Raw genomic sequence first — 18656 nt, forward strand, 5'->3', positions numbered from 1 at the left:
CATGATGAATACGCAAGCGCAACACAACGCCGCGCCAGCTCCCTTGCTGGAGTTGCGCGGCATCAGCAAGTCCTTTCCCGGCGTCAAAGCCCTCAGCGACGTTGCCCTGCGCCTGTATCCGGGTGAAGTGCACACCCTGATGGGACAGAATGGCGCCGGGAAATCGACGCTGATCAAGGTGCTGACGGGCGTCTACACGCCCGACAGCGGCCAGATTCTGCTCGATGGCAAGCCCATCGCCCCCGCGTCCACGTCGGACGCCCAGGGATTGGGCATCAGCACCGTGTACCAGGAAGTTAATCTGTGCCCGAACCTGTCGGTAGCGGAAAACATCTTTATCGGCCGCTATCCGCGCCGCTTCGGCGCCATCGATTGGCGTTCCATGCAGCAACAGGCGCGTGCCTTGCTGCAGCAATTGCAGATCGATATCGATGTCACCGCGCAATTGTCCAGCTTTCCGCTGGCCATCCAGCAAATGGTGGCCATTTCGCGCGCGCTGAATATTTCGGCCCGCGTGCTGATCCTCGACGAACCCACGTCCAGCCTGGACGAAGCGGAAGTCAATCTGCTGTTTTCCGTGCTGCGCCGCCTGCGCGAGCAGGGCATGGCGATTCTGTTTGTCACTCACTTCCTCGACCAGACCTACGCCATTTCCGACCGCATCACCGTCATGCGCAATGGCGAGCGCGAGGGAGAATACGCGTGCAGCGAGCTGTCGCGCCTGGCACTGGTCAATAAAATGATCGGCGTGGCGGCCGACACCCAGCCGCAAGAACTGGAACTGGCGCAAGAAGCGGGCGCCGCCAGTTTCGGGCCGAATTTGCTCGAAGCGCAGGGACTGGGCCGCAAAGGCGCCTTGCTGCCCATGGATTTCCACATCCGCCAGGGCGAATTGCTGGGCCTGGCCGGTTTGCTCGGTTCGGGCCGCACGGAACTGGCGCGTTTGCTGTTCGGCGCCGACAAGGCCGATTCCGGCAGCATCGTCATGCAGGACAAGATACGCCAGTTCAACGTGCCGCGCGACGCGATCGCCCGGGATATCGGCTTTTGCTCGGAAGACCGCAAGCACGAGGGGGCGATCCTGTCGCTGTCCGTGCGCGAAAACATCATCCTGGCCTTGCAGGCCCGCACGGGCTTGCTGCGCGCGATTCCCTTCAAACGCCAGCAGGCGCTGGCCGACGAGTACGTCAAGGCGCTCGGCATCAAGACGGCCAGCATCGAAACACCGGTCGGCAGCCTGTCGGGCGGCAATCAACAGAAAGCCTTGCTGGCGCGCTGGCTGGTGACGTCGCCCGCCATGCTGATTCTCGATGAACCGACGCGCGGCATCGACGTGCGCGCCAAGCAGGAAATCATGAGTTATGTGAGCAAGCTGTGCCGCAAGGGCATGGCCATCCTGTTCATCTCGTCGGAGTTGCCGGAAGTGCTGCGCTGCAGCGACCGCATCCTCGTCATGCGCGACCGCAAGGCTTGCGGCGACTATGCGCGCGGCGAACTCGACGACAGTTCCGTGCTGCAAGTGATCGCCGGAGACGCCACATGAGTTTATCCACGCCATCGAGCGCGCCACTGGCGCGTCCGGCTTCCACTACGGGTACGTCCGCCTTGCATACCGTTCTGCACCATCCCCTGAGCCGGCCCCTGGCCGCGCTGTTGCTGCTGTTGCTGGTGGCTTTCTTTGCCATCCCCGGCTTTTTCCACCTGGAAGTGCGCGACGGCCATCTGTACGGCAGCGTGATCGACATCGTCAACCGCGCCGCGCCCTTGATGCTGGCGGCTCTGGGCATGACCCTGGTCATCGCCACGCGCGGCATCGACATTTCCGTGGGCGCCGTCGTCGCCCTGTCCGGCACGGTGGCCGCCATGCTGATCGGCGGCACCATGGTGATGGACAACGGCGTGCCGACCTACGTGAGCAACATCCCCATGGGCTGGGCCCTGGCGGCCGCCCTGGGCGCGGCCCTGCTGTGCGGCGCCTGGAATGGCGTGCTGGTGGCGGGACTGGGTTTGCAGCCCATCGTCGCGACCCTGATCCTGATGGTGGCGGGACGTGGCCTGGCGCAATTGCTGACGGATGGGCAGATCGTCACCGTCTATTATCAACCGTTCTTTTTCATCGGCAGCGGCTACCTGTTCGGCTTGCCGTTTTCCCTGTTCCTCGTCGCTGCCGTGTTCATCATCACGGCCGTGCTGATGCGCAAGACGGCCCTGGGCCTGTTCATCCAGGCCGTCGGCATCAATCCCGTCGCCGCGCGCCTGGCCGGCATCAAGACGGCGACCTTGATCTTTTTCGTCTACGTCTTTTGCGCCGCCTGCGCGGGCCTGTCGGGCCTGATGATCAGCTCGAACATCAAGAGCGCCGACGCCAATAACGCGGGCCTGATGCTGGAACTCGACGCCATCCTGGCCGTGACCCTGGGCGGCACTTCGCTGGCCGGCGGCAAGTTCAGCTTAGTTGGCAGCATGATAGGCGCGCTCATCATCCAGACCCTGACCTACACGATCTATTCGCTGGGCGTGCCGCCGGAAGTGAACATGGTCGTCAAGTCGGTCGTCGTCTTCCTCGTCTGCCTGTCGCAATCGTCGGAATTCAAGCAATTGCTGCATCGGAGAAAAGCATGAAGGGCTTGCTGCACACCCCGTATTTCACCTCGCTCGTCACGGTCTTGCTGCTGGTGGTGATGCTGGGCCTCGGTGGCGCCGCCTATCCGGGCCTGCTGTCGACGCAAGTGATCTTTAACCTGTTGATCGATAACGCCTTTTTGCTGGTGATCGCCGTCGGCATGACCTTCGTCATCGTCTCTGGCGGCATCGATTTGTCCGTCGGGTCCGTGCTGGCCCTGTCGACCATGATCGCCGCCTGGCTGCTGAACGTGGCGCACTGGCCGCCGCTCCTGGTGATCGTCACCGTGCTGGCGCTGGGCACCGTGTTTGGCGCCGGCATGGGCGCGCTGATCCATTACTTCAAGTTGCAGCCCTTCATCGTCACCCTGGCCGGCATGTTTCTGGCGCGCGGGCTGTGCTATCTGATCAGCATCAACTCGATTACCATCGACGATCCGCTGTTCGTCGCCATGTCGCAGACGCAATTGCAATTTCTCGGTGGCTTCGTTTCGCCAGGCGTCGTGATCGCCGTGATGACGTTGCTCTTGGCCATCTGGCTGGCGCACGCGACACCGTTCGGCCGCGCCGTGTATGCGATCGGCGGCAATGAGCAGTCGGCCCTGATGATGGGCTTGCCTGTGGGCCGCACCAAGGTCTTCATTTATGCCTTCAGCGGCTTTTGCGCCTCCCTGGGTGGCGTGCTGTTTTCGTTCTACATGCTGTCCGGCTACGGCTTGCATGCGCAAGGCACGGAACTGGACGCGATTGCCGCCGTCGTCATCGGCGGCACCCTGCTCAGCGGCGGCTACGGCTATGTTGCGGGCGCTTTGTCCGGCGTGCTGGTGCTGGGCACCATCCAGACCCTGATCGCCTTCGACGGCACGCTCAGCTCGTGGTGGACCAAGATCGTCATCGGCGGCTTGCTGTTCGTCTTTTGCGTCGTGCAAAGACTGATGGCCATGGGCCAGAAAAATACCAATCGGAGTTAATAGCATGTTTCAAAAGAATAAACTTGCCGCAGCCACCGGCATGGCGGTAGCGCTCGCCTGCGCCTCATTCGGTGCACACGCAGCCAACCCCATCGTGAAAAACATCTACACGGGCGACCCGGCCGCGCTGGTCGACAATGGCAGGGTGTACCTGTACGTGGGCCACGATGAAGCGAGCGCCTCGGATACGGATTACCGCATGCACGAGTGGCGCGTGTATTCCTCATGCGACATGGCGAACTGGACGGATCACGGCTCGCCCGTGCGCTTTTCCACCTTCGCGTGGGCCGGCAAGGATGCGTGGGCCGGCGACATCGTCAAGCGCGGCAGCAAGTATTATTTTTACTCCACAGTCGACCATAAAACCATCCCCGGCAAGGCCATCGGCGTGGCCGTGTCCGACAGCCCGACGGGCCCCTTCGTCGACGCGCGCGGCAGCGCCCTGATCACGAACGACATGACGAAACAGACGGCGATTCCCTGGGACGACATCGACCCCGCAGTCTTCATCGATACGGATGGCCAGGCCTACATTTACTGGGGCAACACGGTCTTGAAATACGCCAAGCTCAAGCCCAATATGACGGAGCTGGACGGCCCGATCCTGACCTTTGGCATGGATGCGTTCACGGAGGCGGCCTATATGCACAAGCATGGAGGCAGCTATTATTTGTCGTACTCGCGCAATTTCCCCGAGGAAACGGCGTATTCGACGGGGCCGACGCCGACGGGTCCGTGGCATTTCCGCGGCACCATCATGGACAAGAATGCCGTCGTGAAAACCATTCACCAGGCCATCATCGAGTTCAATGGCAAGTCGTATATTTTCTATCACAACGACAAGTTGCCCGGCGGCGGAGAATACCGGCGTTCCGTTGCAGTTGAGGAGCTGAAATACAAGCCGGACGGCAGCATCGAATTCATCCGGCAGACGGCTGGCCCGGCCGCCAACCCGAGCGCCGCCTGCAAGCCATTGTGAACGCTTGCCGACCACACAAAAAGGAGACACGGCGATATCTATAATATCGATATTGAGTTAAAACCGATATCGATCATGATATGATTTATTCATGGATACCCTCAACCCCAACTGGTTCTTGCGAGCCCGCCTGAAGACGCGGCAATTGCTGCTGTTGATCGCCCTTGACGAGCAGCGCAACATCCATCGCGCGGCGGAAGAATTGCACATGACGCAACCGGCCGCGTCCAAGCAAATCAAGGATCTGGAAGAGATGCTCGACGTGCGCCTGTTTGACAGGCTGCCGCGCGGCATGGAACCGACGATCTTCGGCGAGACGATGATACGCCACGCGCGCATGGCCCTGACGAGCCTGTCCTTGGCGCATGACGACATCGTCGCCTTGAAGTCGGGCTTGACGGGCCAGGTGGAAGTGGGCGTGATCATGACGCCGGCCATGGCCTTGCTGCCGCGCGCGATTGCCCGCATCAAGCAGCAGGCGCCCTTGATGCGCATCGGCGTGCACCTGGAGCACAGCAATACCCTGATGGACATGCTGCAGCACGGCACGCTGGACTTCATGATCGGGCGCATCCTGGAAAAGGAAAGCAGCGCGGGCCTCATCTACGAGGAATTGACGGAAGAGCCGGCCAGCGCCGTGGCGCGCAATGGCCATCCGCTGCTGTCGCGCAAGAATCTGCAATTGAAGGATTTGGCGGCCCAGCCGTGGATCTTGCCGCCGCAAGGCAGCATCCTGCGCCACCGCTTCGACATGATGTTCCGCCGCGCGGGCCAGGAACCGCCCGTCGACGTCGTCGACACGACCGCCTTGCTCTTGATCACATCCTTGCTGCAGCAGACGGACTCGCTGCACGTGATGCCGACGGAAGTGGCGCACTACTATGAATCGTTGAACGTGCTGAGCATCCTGCCCATCGAATTGCCGTGCAAGATGGATGCGTTCGGGATCATCCGCCAGCAGGATCATTTGCTGTCGCCGGGGGCGGATATGCTGCTCAAGGCGGTACGCGCGACGGCGGCGGATATGTATTGAGTGCTGTGCTGGTGTTGTCGGATTACGCGCTTGCGCGCTCATCCGACCTACGCCTACGCCACATGGTAGGTCGGATTAGCGGCACGCGTAATCCGACAATTGCCCCTTACACTCAATCCGGCACCTCAAAAAAGAACAGCTGCACCAGCCGCCCATTCTCCGGCGTGTCGCCAAACACATTGCTGATCGAGTGAAAGTAGTGGCCCTTGTAGACGATCAGGCGGTTGTGGCGCATCGGTACTTCCAGCAGGGCTTGCCAACTGTCGCGTTGTTCCTGCAAGTCGTTGAATTTCTGCACTTTGCTGTTCGGCAGCCAGCGTTTCTGGAAATCCTTGAAGCTGGCGTAGCCGCCCGCTTTCACGTCCGCTTCGGGCAATCGTCGGTACCAGCCGCTGGGCTGGTGGCGCCAGAAGGTGGTGCCGCCCTGACACTGCTCGGGCGGGTTCAGGTATAGCACGCCCGCATAGAAATTGAAATTGTTGCCCGTCTCGTTGTCCACGTGGATATCGGTGCGCGCCATGGCGTCCGCATAGCTGAGGCGGTAGGAGCCATTGTCGGGCGAGATAAAACGGATGGGGCGGCCCAGCGCCGTGGCGATGCGCTCCATGATGGCCTGGCTGGGCTGGCCCGCCGTCTGGCTGCCCGGATAATTCTGTCCCGCATAGCGCTGCTGCTCGAACGGCAGGGCCAGCGCTTGCGCGCGCCAGGCAACAGGGTCGGGCAGGAAATCGTCGAGGATGTGCAAATCGGTTTCGCGCAGGAAATCGTGCAAGCTTGCCGGCACGTCGGGCGCCGTCAGCCGTTCCGTATTCTCCGTGCCGGGGCTGGCAAAGCCGATGCGGCACGTGTGCGCCAGCGCCGGATGCAGTGCCAGGCCTTGCGCGTAGCGTTCCAGCGCCAGTTCCTGCTGTCCCGTGCGGTAATACAGCTCGGCCAGTCCCTGCAGGGTTTGCCAACGCTGCGGGCGCAGGGCGTGGGCACGTTCCAGCTCGGCGATGGTCTCCATCAGCCGCTGTTTTCCCATCAGCAATTCCGCATGGCTGATGGCGAAATCATGCTCGTGCGGCGCCAGCCGCGCCGCCGTGGCGTAGCTGGCCAGCGCCGCGTCGCTGTCCGTACCGCGCAGCACGTTACCGAGGTTGTAATGGAACAGGGCGTTGTCTGGCTGCTGCTTGAGCGACAGTTTCAGCAAGCCCAGGCCGATGGCGCCCTGGCCCAGCTCCAGCATGGCCAGGCCCTGGAAATGCTGCGCTTCGGCCAGGGCCGGATTCAGCTTATAAGCGGCCTGGTAGGCGTTGATCGCCTCGATCAGCTTGCCCTGCTGCTGCAGCCCTTGCCCGTTTGCCAGATGTTGTTCCGCCAGTGTCTGTTCGCCCATATGTCCCGATCCCGATCCCGATGCAATGTGGCGAACAGTGTAACCGAGCCCGTTCTACCGTGCCTGGTTGACGGGAATTTCTTCCCCGTTCAGCTTGATCGCCACCTTGACGATCTGCGCCTTGACCTGGTTGCTGGCCAAGTCCGCTTCCTGGGCGTAGGCATACACGACGATGGCGAAGTCCTTGTAGCCGCTGCGCGCCGCCTCGATCTTGCGGGCCGCCTCCTGGTCCACTTTCAGCAAGGAATAACCGTCGCCATTCGTGAAGGCCAGCTTGTAGTCGCCGTTGTCGTACATGTAGTAATACGTGCCCGCGTCGGCGAACTTGGCGGGGAAGGCGGCCTTGTCCATGGCGTACGGCGACAGCGCACCCTGGCCATTGATCTGGTAGCGCAGGTAGCGTTTGGTTTTCGCTTCGCTGACCTTGGCGTCGATCTGCGGTTTCAATGCGTCGAGCACTTCCTGCTTGCGGAAGGCATCGTTGCTGCCCGCATATTCGCGCGAGATGCGCTGCGCCACGGCCGCGTAGTCGGGCGGCACACCGGACAGGGCGAGGTAGCTGTACATCAACTGGTGGCCGCTCGTGATATCGACATAGCTGGACGCTGGCGTGGCAGCGTCCGCTTGCGGCAGGCTGGCGGCGGCCGCCTTCACTTGGGCTTTCGCGGCCAGGTCGGCGACATTCGCGGCGACGGGGGCGGAGGCGGCCGGTGTGGTGTTCTCGGTCTTGCCGCAGGCGGACAGGATCACGGCGATGGCGAGCAGGGCGGGCAGGGTACGGTTCATGATATTTCCTTTAGTAAATGTGTAAGAGTTGGCTTAGCCGATGGTTTTACGTTTGTATTCGCCGACGCCGTAAGCGGCCAGGACGATGGAAGACGCCAGCACCAGGTAAAAACCGATGCCAAACGAGAGGCCTTGCCACACTTGCCCCAGCATTTCGCTGGCCATCTGCTCGGCCATGCGGGCCGCGCGGGTGCCCATGATGCCGCCCATGGCGTTGCCCGCGTCGCTGGCGGCGCCCTTGATCTTGATGAACAGCAAGCTGCTGTGGATGACGATGAACAGCAAGGGCGCGCACTTGCCCAGCGCCGCTTTCGGGTGGCGGCTAAGCATGGTGGCGCAGCATCCGGCAATGGCCAGCAGGAAGAAAAATTGTGCGGACGTAAAACCTCCGCCGCCATCGCGGGCAAAGCTTTCCAGGCTGTCTGCGGACAAGCCCAGCAATTGCCAATAGGTGCGCGAGACGGAAGCGAACAGACGGATGCCGATGGTGTTGAAGATAAAGGCCCCGGCGATCAAAACGCCCAGGCTGGCCAGCACCTTGATGCCCAGGGCGGACACGGCCTGGCCCCACAGTTGCTGGCTTTTGTCGCGCGCCAGTTTTGCCGCGCCGGCCATTTCTTCCTGCGCCAGCTGCTGTGTCGCTACGGCGCTGACGTTGGCGAGGCCGCCGGCCTCATCGAAGCGCACGTCGACGACGGCGTTGATGGCGGGTGCCACGTCCGAGCGCCAGTGCGTGGCCACGTCGAAAGCATGTTGAATGCCGGCCACGCTGACGGAACCCTGTCCGCTCGGTTGGTAGGCGAGGATGCGGCCACGTTGGCCGGTGGTGGTGAATGGTTGCATGAGATTTCCCTGGTCACTGTCATGCTCTATTGCATGTACCCACGGATAACGGGGGCAGTTCAGGGAAATCTAAAATTATTTTGAATTATTTTTTGGCGGCTGCATCATGTCCTTGGCGGCGCCCTGGTAATCCTTCATCAAGCCCATGAAAGCGTCCTGCAAATGCCGGGCCGCATCCTGCGGAGGCGCGCCCGTGCGCCGGGCCAGGTCGAATTTATACGCATGGGCGGGGCTGTAGCCTGCCTGCGAGGCGGCATCCAGCAGTGCGCCCGCCCGTTTCAGGGACGCGGGATCGCCCTTGACCATCAGCAATTCCGCCAGATAGGTCTGAGCGATGGGAAAGTCTTTCGCGGCCGCTTTTTCCAGCCACTGCATGCCCGCCTTCGGCTGCTTGACGTCGGCGTCGCCGCCGCCGATGCCATAGCCGAGGGCCGTCAGCGCCACCAGATCGCCGCCGCGTGCGCGCTTTTCCAGCTGCTGGCGGGGAAATGGACGGGCCGCGATCTGCATGCGGATTTCATAGTTGATGTCTTGCAGCACATTGCCCGGCCATACCTTGGCGCCGGCTGCGGCTGGCTTTTCCACCGCTGGGGCAGGCGCACGCACGCCGCCCTGGCCTTGCGCCCCTGCCAGCACGCCCGGCGCGGCCTGGCTGACGCCCTTGCCGCTGCCCATGTTCAGCACCAGGCGCGCCGACGTTTCGCCGAACGACACACGGGGCTTTTGCACGTCGTGCGTCATGGCGGCAACCCTGGCCGCCACTTGCGAAAACACGTCGCTCATGGGCAAGCCCGGTGCATCAAGCGCATCGAGCAGGGCGCTCGTGTAGGGGCTGTTGCGTGAATCGGGCGACCAGAAGTCGCGTGCCAGTGCGCCAGGCCCGGCCGAATAGGCGATCACCACGCCGCGTGGCGCTTGCGTGTCGGCAAAGCCGTGGCTGGCCGCGTTGCCGCCGGGGACCACCACGGCGCCGCCCCGAGTATATTCCTGGCGGCAAGCGTCAAGGATCAGCACGGCGCCGCGCGCGCCCGTGCGCTGCAAATCGCCGGCCAGGCTGGAAACGGACACGCCCTGCGCGGCGATGGCGGCGGCGCTCAGCGCATTCATGTTCGCGCCCAGCGGCAGCACATAGTTCGCTTCGCCCGCCTGGGCGCCGTGGCCCGCGTAAAACACGAGGGCGATATCGGCGCCGCGTGCCTGCGTGGAAAACTCGGCCGACGCCTTTTGCAGCTGTTGCGCATTGATGTCTGTGCGCAACAGCACTTCAAAGCCCAGCCGGCGCAGGCGCTCGGCCATGGCGCGCGCATCGTTCACGGGATTCAATAGAGGCTGCGGATAGGCCGCGTTGCCGATCACGAGGGCGATGCGCTTGCCGGGGCCGCTGGCGGCTTGCGTGGCGTTGCTGTTCAGCAAAAACAAGGTGGTCAACAACAGGAGGAATAAGCGGCGCATCGGTGTCTGGTGGAATTGTCGTTGGAGTAACAAAAGTTAGCGATTTTTACTCTGATATGAGAAAATTGCTTAAATGCATTTTACCTTACTGACAAGTTTCTCTTGTCTGGCCAGCGCACGGCGTGCATCGTCGCCGGCCAGTGGCGCGTGCCGCCCAACACACGATCGGACCGGCTTTGCAATCGGAACAATTTGAACGGATTCATGCTTTCTGGACCCGCCGCCAGCAACTGACACAAGGCGAACTGGGCGAATTTTACCAGCGCGTCATCGCTGCGCTGACCCCATGCCGTCCGCGCGAGGCGGCGTCGCTGGGCGACTCGCTGGCCGACTTGCGCCACCAGTTCTTCATTGAAAAAGTCCTGCACGGCGACAGCGACGCGGTCCCCCACCACATCGGCGCCCTGTTTTTGTACTTCAAGCGCTTCATCATCGACCAGTTGCGCAAGCAGCGCGATGACGAAGATGCCGATGCGCAAGAAGGCTGCGACTTGCGCGCGCCCGACGCCTATGCGGAACCGCTGCGCGACTACCAGCTCACGCCGCAGCACGTGCGTGAAGCGGCCGACGTGTTCATCACCACCTTGCCGCACGATTTGATCTTGCTGCTGCGCCATTGCGGCTGCGGCGGCATGCCCGTCAAGGAATTGGCCGAGCAGATCGCTTCCGCGCATTACCACGGCGGAAAATTAGGCCTGGTGCACAGGCAGAAGGGTGATCCCGCCAGCGCGGGCCGCCAGATCGTCGAGCCGGCCCACCGCGCCACCTTACTGGGCAGCTGGGTCTTGAACCTGCTCAAGCTGCGCGTCGGGGACGCCTTGGCCGCGCGCGATATGCAGGCGGCGCAAATAGTTTTGGATATCTTGTGCGTGGCCGCGTTATCCCTGCACATGGACCCTGTGTCCACCCACCCGAACCCTGATGAAAGGCCATCGGCATGACTGCATTGACGCCCTCGCTGGCCATCGTTGCCGCGCGCCTGCCGTCGCCCCCGTCTTCCGCCGAATTGCTGGACGACGAGGTGGCGGGTACTACCCCCGACTGGCGCGGCATCGCCGTGCCGGAACACCTGCTGCAGCGTTTCGAGCGCCGCAGCGACGCGGCACCGCTGGCCGGGCGGCCCATCGCCGGTGGACAGATTCACCTGCTGGCGCGCCGTCCCGGCTTTGGCGCCGTGCTGCTCGACGCCTGGGACAGCACGCGGCAGCGCTGGCGCGGCTGGCTCGTCACGCCGGACACGGCGTATGCGGACGCCTGCGGCCTCGTCGTTGAGGAGCGCGACGCGCCCGCCGATCCGCGCGCGGGCCTGGTGCTGTGCGACATGCCCGTGACCCTGGCCGTGACGGACCTGGGCGCCTGCCTGGGCGTGTTCAGCCAGGAGCGCCTGCAGGCGGCACGCTGGCTGGAGCTGCATGGCCGCGCGAATGCCGCCACGGCCGCGCCCGGCGTGATCGCCCGGGTGGCCTTGCCCGGCGGCGACTATGCGCTGACGGGCACGCCCTTGTCGAGCGAGCTGGGCAAGGATGGCCGCGTGGCCTACCGGCAACTGCTGCGCCAGGGGCTGCAGCAGTTGCAGATCGCTTCGGCCGATGCCGCCGCGCCTCAGGTGACGGCGCCGGTGCGGGCGGCCAATGCCAATCGCTGGCTGAAGATCGTCACGGCCGTGGCCGCCAGCGTGATGGTGGTGCAATCGGCGTGGCTGTTCCTGCCGAAAGAGGGCGCCGTCGTCGGCAATGGGGAATTCCGCAGCGGCGGCAGCGGCGTCGAGACGGGCGTGCGCACGCGCGTGCTGTTCCGCGCCGAGGCAACGGAGGCGGAAATCCGCACCTGGCTGCAGCGCGAGCAGCTGGAAATCGTCGCCGGACCGGACACCCTGGGCGCCTTCACCGTGCTGTCGCGCAACCGCCAGAAAGTCTTGCCGCCACCGGGACCGGGCAATCCGCTGGCCGTCATCAATCCCTGACCCAGAAATAAGAGAAAGTTATCAAGCATGACAACGTATAAGAATTTTGCATCCGCGCACTGGCGCACATTGATCGCTGGCGTGGCTGCCGGCGTCCTGTTGACGGGCTGCGCCATGACGCCGAACGGCCGTGGCGGCGTGTTGATGGGCCTCGATACGGCCGAGCTGTTCGGTACGCCAATTTCCACCTTCCGCCTGCGCGACGGCACGGAAGGGACCTTGCGCAAGGATCCGCAGGGCAAGTATTCGATCAAGTTGTCGCAGGCGTTTCGCGTCGTGCCGCTGGCCAACGCCATCACGGCCCGCGTGGCGAGGGTGGAAAACGTGGGCGAGCGCACCGTGGTGATCGTGGAAACGCAGGAGCGCGGCTGTGCCTACCGCTATGAAGTGCTGGCTTTCCAGGGCACGGACGTGCTGCAGTGGACGGTCGGCAATTGCAAGGATCGCCCCCGCGTGGACGTGGCGGCCGATGGCAAATCGCTGAATATCGACTTCCCCAACTACAACCGCCTGTCGCGCATGATCTACACGGAAAACCGCCTGCTCAACGCCAGCGTGGCCGTGCCGCCCGGCGTCGATACGCGCGCCCAGCCGTTTGCCGACGACGCCTTGCGCGGCACGGGTCCTGCCATCGCCACTATGCCGGCTGGCAACGACAGCGGCCGCGTGATCCCGGCGCCGCCGGCCCCGACATCGGCTCCGGCGCCTGCCGCCACGTCGAAAACGGGCAGCCGCGCCAGCGCCAGGCCGCGCCGCCAGGACACTGCGGCCAAGGCGGCAACGCCCGCCGCCATCAGCCTGCCCGCGCCGCGTGCCGCAGCGGCCGCTCCGGCGGCGCCGATGATCTTCCAGGCCGAAGAGATCAAGCCCGTCGTCATCGATTTGAGGAAATAAGATGGCCGCGAGCTTGCGCAGTCTGCAGATCCGGCAGACCTTGATCCTGATCGTCCTGACGATCATTTACCTGTGCTTCGAGCTGGGCTTCAATGCCCGCCTGCTCGACGTGGTGGGCGGCGACGTCAAGCCGCAGGACGTGGAGGGCGTGGAATTCTATGGCCGCAGCCTGTCGGGCATCGCCGCCGCGCTGGTGGTGCTGCAACTGATGTGGCGCCGCCGCCTGAAGAACAATGGCAGCGGCCCCAGCTGGAAAAAGATCCTCTTTTGCTGCGTCGCCACGGCGGCGGTCGTGTTCGGCATTCTGAAAACCACGGTCACGGTGCTGGTCGAAACGCGCGATGCGCAATTTCGTCGCCTGGCCTTCAACACGACCCTGATGCAGCGCTCGCTGGTGGGCGGCAGCCTGCAATTGCAGGGCCTGGTCGATGATGCCACCCTGTTTGCCAAGCCCGAAGGCAAGGCTTTTCTTGCGCTGTTTCCTTTCCTGGCCGTCTCGGTGGGCCACCTCGATGAGCGCATGGAGCCGGCCAAGGAGCAGTTGATCAATTTCAACGTGCGCAAGATCGCCGGTGGCGCTGCCGGTTACTATAAAAAATACCAGCAGGCGATTGACGAAGTGCGCGACAAGTGGAAACTGTATTCGGGCATCATTCCCGACGACGATGCGGGCTTGCGCCAGCAGCAGGAAACGGCGTGGAACGATTACCGGCAAAGCCTGTCGCGCCATGGCTGGCAACCGCATTCCGTGCCGGCGCGGCGCAAGGCGGCCGTCGTCAACAATGTGCGCAAGAAAGTGCCCGTATCGGCCAACTGGCACCCGGCCGACCAGTTATCGTTCCGCCTGGCCGTCAAGCGCCGCTATGCGTCGGAAGCGGCCAGCAAGGGCTTGCACATCAAGGGCGACCGCATTCCGCCCGGCTTGTCCTTTGCCGCCTTTGTGGCGCGCCCCGGCATCCAGGCTGTGCTGCGCGACGGGCCGGACGGCGGCGACGGCAGCGAAGCGAGCAAGGGTTTGCGTTTGCCGAAAGGCGCCGTGGTGCAGGATGCGTATGCGAGTCCGGCCGAGTTCAGCCGTCTGTTCGACCAGTTCGCCGCGCGCCAGACGGCGGAAAAGCTCGTGGAATACCGCGCCAGCCGCAACGACTTCGAAGTGGGCGGCAAGTACTTTGAAGAGGGCAAGGAGGCGGCGCGCGCGGCCATCGTGCCGCCCGTCGCCCTGTTTTTCTCCTTGCTGGGCGCCATCGGCCACTTCTCGAAACTGCTGTACCTGATCGCCACGGTGGGCTTGCTGGTGCTGGCGGCACGGCGCGGCGAGCAGGCGGGCGCCGATGGCCAGCTGAGCCGCCGTTCCGCCTGGATTGCCACGGGCGTGCTGGCCAGCGCCTTCCTGGGAATCTGGGGCATCTTTACCCTCTCGGACAATAATGTCACGAAGAGCGAGCTGTTCCGCCAGATGCTGGACTGGAACCGCCAGGCCGCCGATGACAGCACGCGCTGGCAAATCGCCGGCAAGGGCTTGCTGGCCAATATCACGCACGTCGTGGCGGTGGGGCAGGGTTACAGCTATCCCGTCAACGAAGCGATCCGCACCAACGTTTTGCAGGGAATTGAATATGGCTATCACCCAGAAAAAAAATAAGGCGGCCGCACTGGCCTTGCTGCTCAGCTTGGCCAGCACGGCCGTGCATGCGGACTGCCTGGGCATGAAGGTGCACGCCCACCGTGGCGCCGGCAATGCGCCGGAAAACTCGCTGAGCGCGCTGCGCAACACGTATTTCGGCACCTGGGACGGCGTCGAGACGGACTTGCAGCTGCTCGGCGACGGCAACTGGGTCGTGCACCACGACCTGCTGACGGGCAGGGTCGTCGACACGGGCTCGCCCCGCACCGTGAAGCAGTTGACGGCCGACGACTGGCGCGCCGCCAGCATGAAGAACCGTGGCGTGGCCACGCCGGAAACGCCGCCTTTTGTGACCGACATCGCCGACCTGGCCACGGCCTTTCCGGCTAAAACCCTGAACGCGGAAATCAAGGATGTCGTGTCGTCGTGCGCGCCGATCGCCACCCTGGTGGGGCAGTTGCGCGCGAACATCAAGCACGGCAACTGGTTCTTGACGTCGGGCGTGCCGAACAACCTCGTTTGCGCGCGCCGCGCCGATCCGCAGGGTTATCTGGGCCTGCTCGTGTTTGACGCGCGCAATGCGCAGGCGGCCGGTGCCAACCGGATCAGCCGCTACATCGCGAAAAACGCCCGCCCGCCCAAGCTGGACAAGCCGTGGCTGCAGCGCGTGCAGCAGCAGATCGGCATGCCCACGGGCGTGCACGTCGATGCGCGCAGCCTGGACGCCAATCCGAATTTGCTCAGCGATGCGGCCAGCCTGAGCATGCCCGTCTTCGTCTACGCCGTCGATGGCGACTCGGCCCTGGCCGCGTCCTTGCTGCGTGCCCAGCAGCGCAACCACAGGTTGCCCAGCGGCGTCATTCTTGATGGTAATCCCGAGACGTTTTGTGCGATGATGAAAAATTAATGGAAGGCGGTCTTGATGTTTATTGCACCGCTTTTTAAAAAAATAGCCAGATATTCTGTGGTTTATTCTCGGCAAATCACGGAACGTCGGAATTTACAACAAACGTAATAAGTTGGAAAAAATACTTTTGATTGCTTGATGAAAAATAAGTTACAATTTATGCTATTTCCATGAGGCAATAGGGGTTGGTTTGTGTGGTCGAAATCTAAGATATCTGCAGTTCTGTCATTTCAGCTGATTTTTTTCTTGCTTGCGATCCCAGCTTATGCAGCTGATATAGCGGTAGCCGGATTTGCATTTTCCGGTGATTCCGCCACGGCCGGCGTTCGTTTCCCATATTCCCATCAAGTATATATGCGTCTGCGTGCCGAGAATTCGGGCCAGAACCTTTCGCGTATTATTCACGACCGTAGTGGCAAAGTGGTCAATCCCGCCTTCAGCCTGTTGCCGCCATCCTCTCTCGTTAATCTCAAAAAAAGTGATCAGGCATTGATTACAGTACTGGTGCTGACCGGTGAAACGGTGTTGACGGAGAATTTTGGTAGTTATTACAAAACCTTTGTCAATTTGCGTGGCGATGCTCTGATATTCGATTACAAGAGCAAGACCGTGGTGCGCAGCTATCCCGTCAATGCCGCCCTGTTTGATGCCACGCCGGACGCACCCGATGCGGCACGTATTCGCGGATTCATCGAACAGTTATTGTTGAAGGAAGAGGGCAAGGGCTTGGTGACGCAATATCTGGATCGCCTGTCGCACGCGACCTTGCCGACCCCAGGCCAGCGCACGATCCAGATCCGGCGTGCCAAGGTGGCACCTGAAGCGCTGGCGGTCATGCCAGAGGTACTTCGCACTCAGCCACAACTCATGGAAAGCATGGTGGTCGATGCTTTTGCTTCGGTGCTGTCCGCCAAGGCAGGCGTACCGCTACTGCCCACCAAGGCGGGTGATGCCTTGGGACGCATGTCTCTGCGGCTCGAGAATGGTGATGACGTCGATTTGCGCGTGGGGGAGGGTGATTATGTTTTTGATATCACTCTGAATAAGTTCGCCAAGATTAAAGCGGCGGAAACGGCTGTCGCTATATCGTATGTTTACGGTGCATATGCGCACGTTCAGTTTTCCGAACCGTTGCTCAATTCAGATTTTCTGAATACTGACTTGAAAAATGGCGAAACAGCAATTGTTCCTGCCGGCCGCATCGGTTCCGATGATTTTGCGGCCTATCAGGATGCCTTGCGTGGTCTGTTTTTAAAGTTGACCGCCGCATTTGAAGGTGGCGACATGAAATGGATACAGACCGCGGCAGGAGCCAAGGATATTGGAAAACAACTCGAGGCAACTCGGGTGATATTAAAGGCGAGTAAATAGATGAAAAAATTAATGTTGTTTTGCCTGGGCTTGTTTTTGGTCGGCCCATGCTTTTCCCAGGTTATTCAGATAAAAGGCGCGGCGACGGTGAAATATGCGGCCATGCTGACGGATGCTGACAAGGAAATGGCTTATCAGAAGGCGCAAATGGCGGCGATAGAACGTTATTTCGCTGAAAGCGGCGAAGCGGAATCGGAAAATTTTGAAGCGATCCAGGGGAAAATTGAAGCCAATCTGGATAAATTCTTGCTCAGTACTGTTGTCCTGAATGAGCAGGATCAGACCAGCCTGCGCAAATATTCCGTGGCAGTGCGTGCGGAACTCAATGTGGCGAAACTGAGAAATACCCTGAAAGGCGCCAGTGCCACTGGTCGGGTATCGAACGGGGAAAAATCGCAGATGGTGTATGTCTTTGTCGGCCGCGAAGTGGCCAGCGTCAAGGCATTTGATGAACGTGTCGTCAAGCGTGCCGAGTTGACCCTTGACGGCAGCGTGAAAACGACCGGCAGCGTGAACGGCCGCGAAGGCGAATCGCTGAGCGGCGGCGCCGTCGCCACCAGTGCCACCGTGCGCCGGAATGAAAACGTTGCCCTCAAGCAGACTATCAAGGTCGAAACGGGTGGCAGCACCGTACGCAAGGCTGATGAAACCGATTACCGCGTGTTTTCGCTGGCCAATCAGAAGACGGCCGTGACGAGCGTGTTTTCGCAAGCAGGGTATCTGGTCGCCGATCCTGACTTCGTACTCGGTGACAAGGACATTCCGTCAGTGAATAAAGATTTCTCCAAAGGTAATGATTTGGCACCCGCGACCATGCGTTCCATCGTTGCCGCCTTGCGCAAAGCGAATGTGCCTCTGCTGGCATTGGCCACTTTTGACGTCAATCCTGCCGCGACCGATGAAGCGACCGGCTTGCAGCGCGTCGTGGTATCGGTCACCGGCCGTGTACTCGATTTGCGTGGCGCATTGCCGCGTGAAGTGGCGGCCGTGCCACCGGTGCAGTATTTTGGCCTTGGTGCGGACAATGCGACAGCCCAGACCAAAGCTTTGAAGGACGCATCTGCACTGGCGGCCAAGGAAATTATCAGCCGCTTGAGCGCTGCTGGCGTGTATTGACATACCGGTGCGGGCGGCAGGTCGAACGCCCGCATCTTCCATTTCCTCGACTGTTTCCCATTCTTCTTATAAAAAGGCAAGTCATGAAGCATATCCGTATTTCCGCATTGTTGGGTGCGACCCTGTTGGCAGTTTCGAGCCTGGCATCGGCTCAATTCGGTGGCCTGTCCGGTGCGCTGGGCGGCGGCAAGGGAGTTACAGCCGAGCAGATCGTCAAGAAATATGTCGGCGGTACGCAAAGCGTCATGAAAGCCGATGCCACCATGCTGGCCGCGTTTGGTTTGAAGGAACAGTCGGACAAGGCCGCCTTGGAAGCGCAGAACCTGACCGAGGGCGCCACCAAGGATAGCCTCCAAGGTGCGAGCAAGATGCAAAGCGAAAACAGCAAACTGCTGGAAGAACAAATGAAGGGCAAGAAAGTAGCCATGGATGATGCGAGCAAGCAGCGCTTCACGGAAGGACTGATTGATCTGTCGAAAGGCGTGATCCAGTACGTCGGCATGAGCAAGGATGTCGGCAGCTTCAAGCCATCGGTCACCGCACTGGGCGCGTCGGCCAATTCGGCCCTGTTTATCGCGCAAAACCTGCCGTCGTCGATCAAGGCCGTCGGCAGCACCTTGAAAGTGGCGATTGATTTTGCCAAGAACAATAATATTCCGCTGCCAAAAGAAGCCAGCGACGCGACGGCATTGCTGTAAGTCAAGAACGGGATAGGAA

The 18656-nt window shown here is 61.7% G+C and carries 17 protein-coding genes; 13 read left to right on the plus strand and 4 right to left on the minus strand.

The window, feature by feature from the left end; genetic code table 11:
* Nucleotide 1: 1 nt before the first annotated feature.
* The 5 genes from BLU39_RS12490 (at nt 2) to BLU39_RS12510 (ending at nt 5605) form a co-directional block, all read left to right on the plus strand.
* Nucleotides 2-1543 (plus strand): sugar ABC transporter ATP-binding protein, encoded by a 1542-nt coding sequence (locus BLU39_RS12490; RefSeq protein ID WP_092713380.1) that lies wholly within the window; start codon nt 2-4, stop codon nt 1541-1543.
* On the plus strand, nt 1540-2622 hold the full coding sequence (locus tag BLU39_RS12495; RefSeq protein ID WP_092713382.1) for an ABC transporter permease: 1083 nt from the start codon (nt 1540-1542) through the stop codon (nt 2620-2622). Before BLU39_RS12490 ends, BLU39_RS12495 begins: the two co-directional genes overlap by 4 nt.
* A complete protein-coding gene (gene yjfF, locus BLU39_RS12500) occupies nt 2619-3593 on the plus strand; it encodes a galactofuranose ABC transporter, permease protein YjfF (RefSeq protein WP_092713384.1) in 975 nt (324 codons plus the stop codon). Before BLU39_RS12495 ends, yjfF begins: the two co-directional genes overlap by 4 nt.
* A 4-nt stretch (nt 3594-3597) precedes the next feature.
* Complete coding sequence (locus BLU39_RS12505) at nt 3598-4572, plus strand: glycoside hydrolase family 43 protein (protein ID WP_092713386.1); 975 nt, start codon at nt 3598-3600, stop codon at nt 4570-4572.
* Nucleotides 4573-4663: 91 nt separating this feature from the next.
* Complete coding sequence (locus BLU39_RS12510) at nt 4664-5605, plus strand: LysR family transcriptional regulator (protein ID WP_092713388.1); 942 nt, start codon at nt 4664-4666, stop codon at nt 5603-5605.
* A gap of 112 nt (nt 5606-5717) precedes the next feature.
* Here BLU39_RS12510 and BLU39_RS12515 read toward each other — a convergent pair whose 3' ends face one another.
* From BLU39_RS12515 to BLU39_RS12530, 4 genes are all read right to left on the minus strand, one after another.
* Nucleotides 5718-6983: a DUF6445 family protein gene (locus BLU39_RS12515; protein ID WP_092713390.1), complete on the minus strand. Its 1266-nt coding sequence runs from the start codon at nt 6981-6983 to the stop codon at nt 5718-5720.
* Nucleotides 6984-7037: 54 nt separating this feature from the next.
* The gene (locus BLU39_RS12520; protein WP_092713392.1) at nt 7038-7769 is read right to left on the minus strand and encodes a hypothetical protein; all 732 of its coding nucleotides are present in this window, start codon (nt 7767-7769) and stop codon (nt 7038-7040) included.
* A gap of 33 nt (nt 7770-7802) precedes the next feature.
* Nucleotides 7803-8612 (minus strand): hypothetical protein, encoded by an 810-nt coding sequence (locus BLU39_RS12525; RefSeq protein ID WP_092713394.1) that lies wholly within the window; start codon nt 8610-8612, stop codon nt 7803-7805.
* 75 nt (nt 8613-8687) lie between these two features.
* On the minus strand, nt 8688-10064 hold the full coding sequence (locus BLU39_RS12530) for a caspase family protein (protein WP_092713396.1): 1377 nt from the start codon (nt 10062-10064) through the stop codon (nt 8688-8690).
* A 176-nt stretch (nt 10065-10240) separates the two neighbouring features.
* Here BLU39_RS12530 and BLU39_RS12535 point away from each other — a divergent pair, with 176 nt between their 5' ends.
* The 8 genes from BLU39_RS12535 to BLU39_RS12570 all read left to right on the plus strand — a co-directional run bounded on the left by BLU39_RS12535 (nt 10241) and on the right by BLU39_RS12570 (nt 18637).
* Nucleotides 10241-11005, plus strand: a complete 765-nt coding sequence (locus tag BLU39_RS12535; RefSeq protein WP_139178243.1) for a hypothetical protein — start codon at nt 10241-10243, stop codon at nt 11003-11005.
* The gene (locus BLU39_RS12540; protein ID WP_092713400.1) at nt 11002-12027 is read left to right on the plus strand and encodes a hypothetical protein; all 1026 of its coding nucleotides are present in this window, start codon (nt 11002-11004) and stop codon (nt 12025-12027) included. The genes BLU39_RS12535 and BLU39_RS12540 overlap by 4 nt, the downstream gene beginning before the upstream one ends.
* Nucleotides 12028-12054: 27 nt before the next feature.
* Nucleotides 12055-12921, plus strand: a complete 867-nt coding sequence (locus BLU39_RS12545; RefSeq protein WP_092713402.1) for a hypothetical protein — start codon at nt 12055-12057, stop codon at nt 12919-12921.
* Nucleotide 12922: 1 nt separating this feature from the next.
* On the plus strand, nt 12923-14563 hold the full coding sequence (locus tag BLU39_RS12550) for a hypothetical protein (RefSeq protein WP_232731266.1): 1641 nt from the start codon (nt 12923-12925) through the stop codon (nt 14561-14563).
* Nucleotides 14538-15452: a glycerophosphodiester phosphodiesterase gene (locus tag BLU39_RS12555; protein WP_092713404.1), complete on the plus strand. Its 915-nt coding sequence runs from the start codon at nt 14538-14540 to the stop codon at nt 15450-15452. Before BLU39_RS12550 ends, BLU39_RS12555 begins: the two co-directional genes overlap by 26 nt.
* A gap of 246 nt (nt 15453-15698) precedes the next feature.
* Nucleotides 15699-16823 (plus strand): hypothetical protein, encoded by a 1125-nt coding sequence (locus BLU39_RS12560; RefSeq protein ID WP_139178245.1) that lies wholly within the window; start codon nt 15699-15701, stop codon nt 16821-16823.
* Nucleotides 16824-17939: a hypothetical protein gene (locus BLU39_RS12565; RefSeq protein WP_139178247.1), complete on the plus strand. Its 1116-nt coding sequence runs from the start codon at nt 16824-16826 to the stop codon at nt 17937-17939.
* Between the two features lie 83 nt (nt 17940-18022).
* On the plus strand, nt 18023-18637 hold the full coding sequence (locus BLU39_RS12570; RefSeq protein WP_092713410.1) for a hypothetical protein: 615 nt from the start codon (nt 18023-18025) through the stop codon (nt 18635-18637).
* The last annotated feature ends 19 nt before the right edge of the window (nt 18638-18656 follow it).

The organism is Janthinobacterium sp. OK676 (assembly GCF_900103595.1).
Taxonomy (GTDB): Bacteria; Pseudomonadota; Gammaproteobacteria; order Burkholderiales; family Burkholderiaceae_D; genus Janthinobacterium.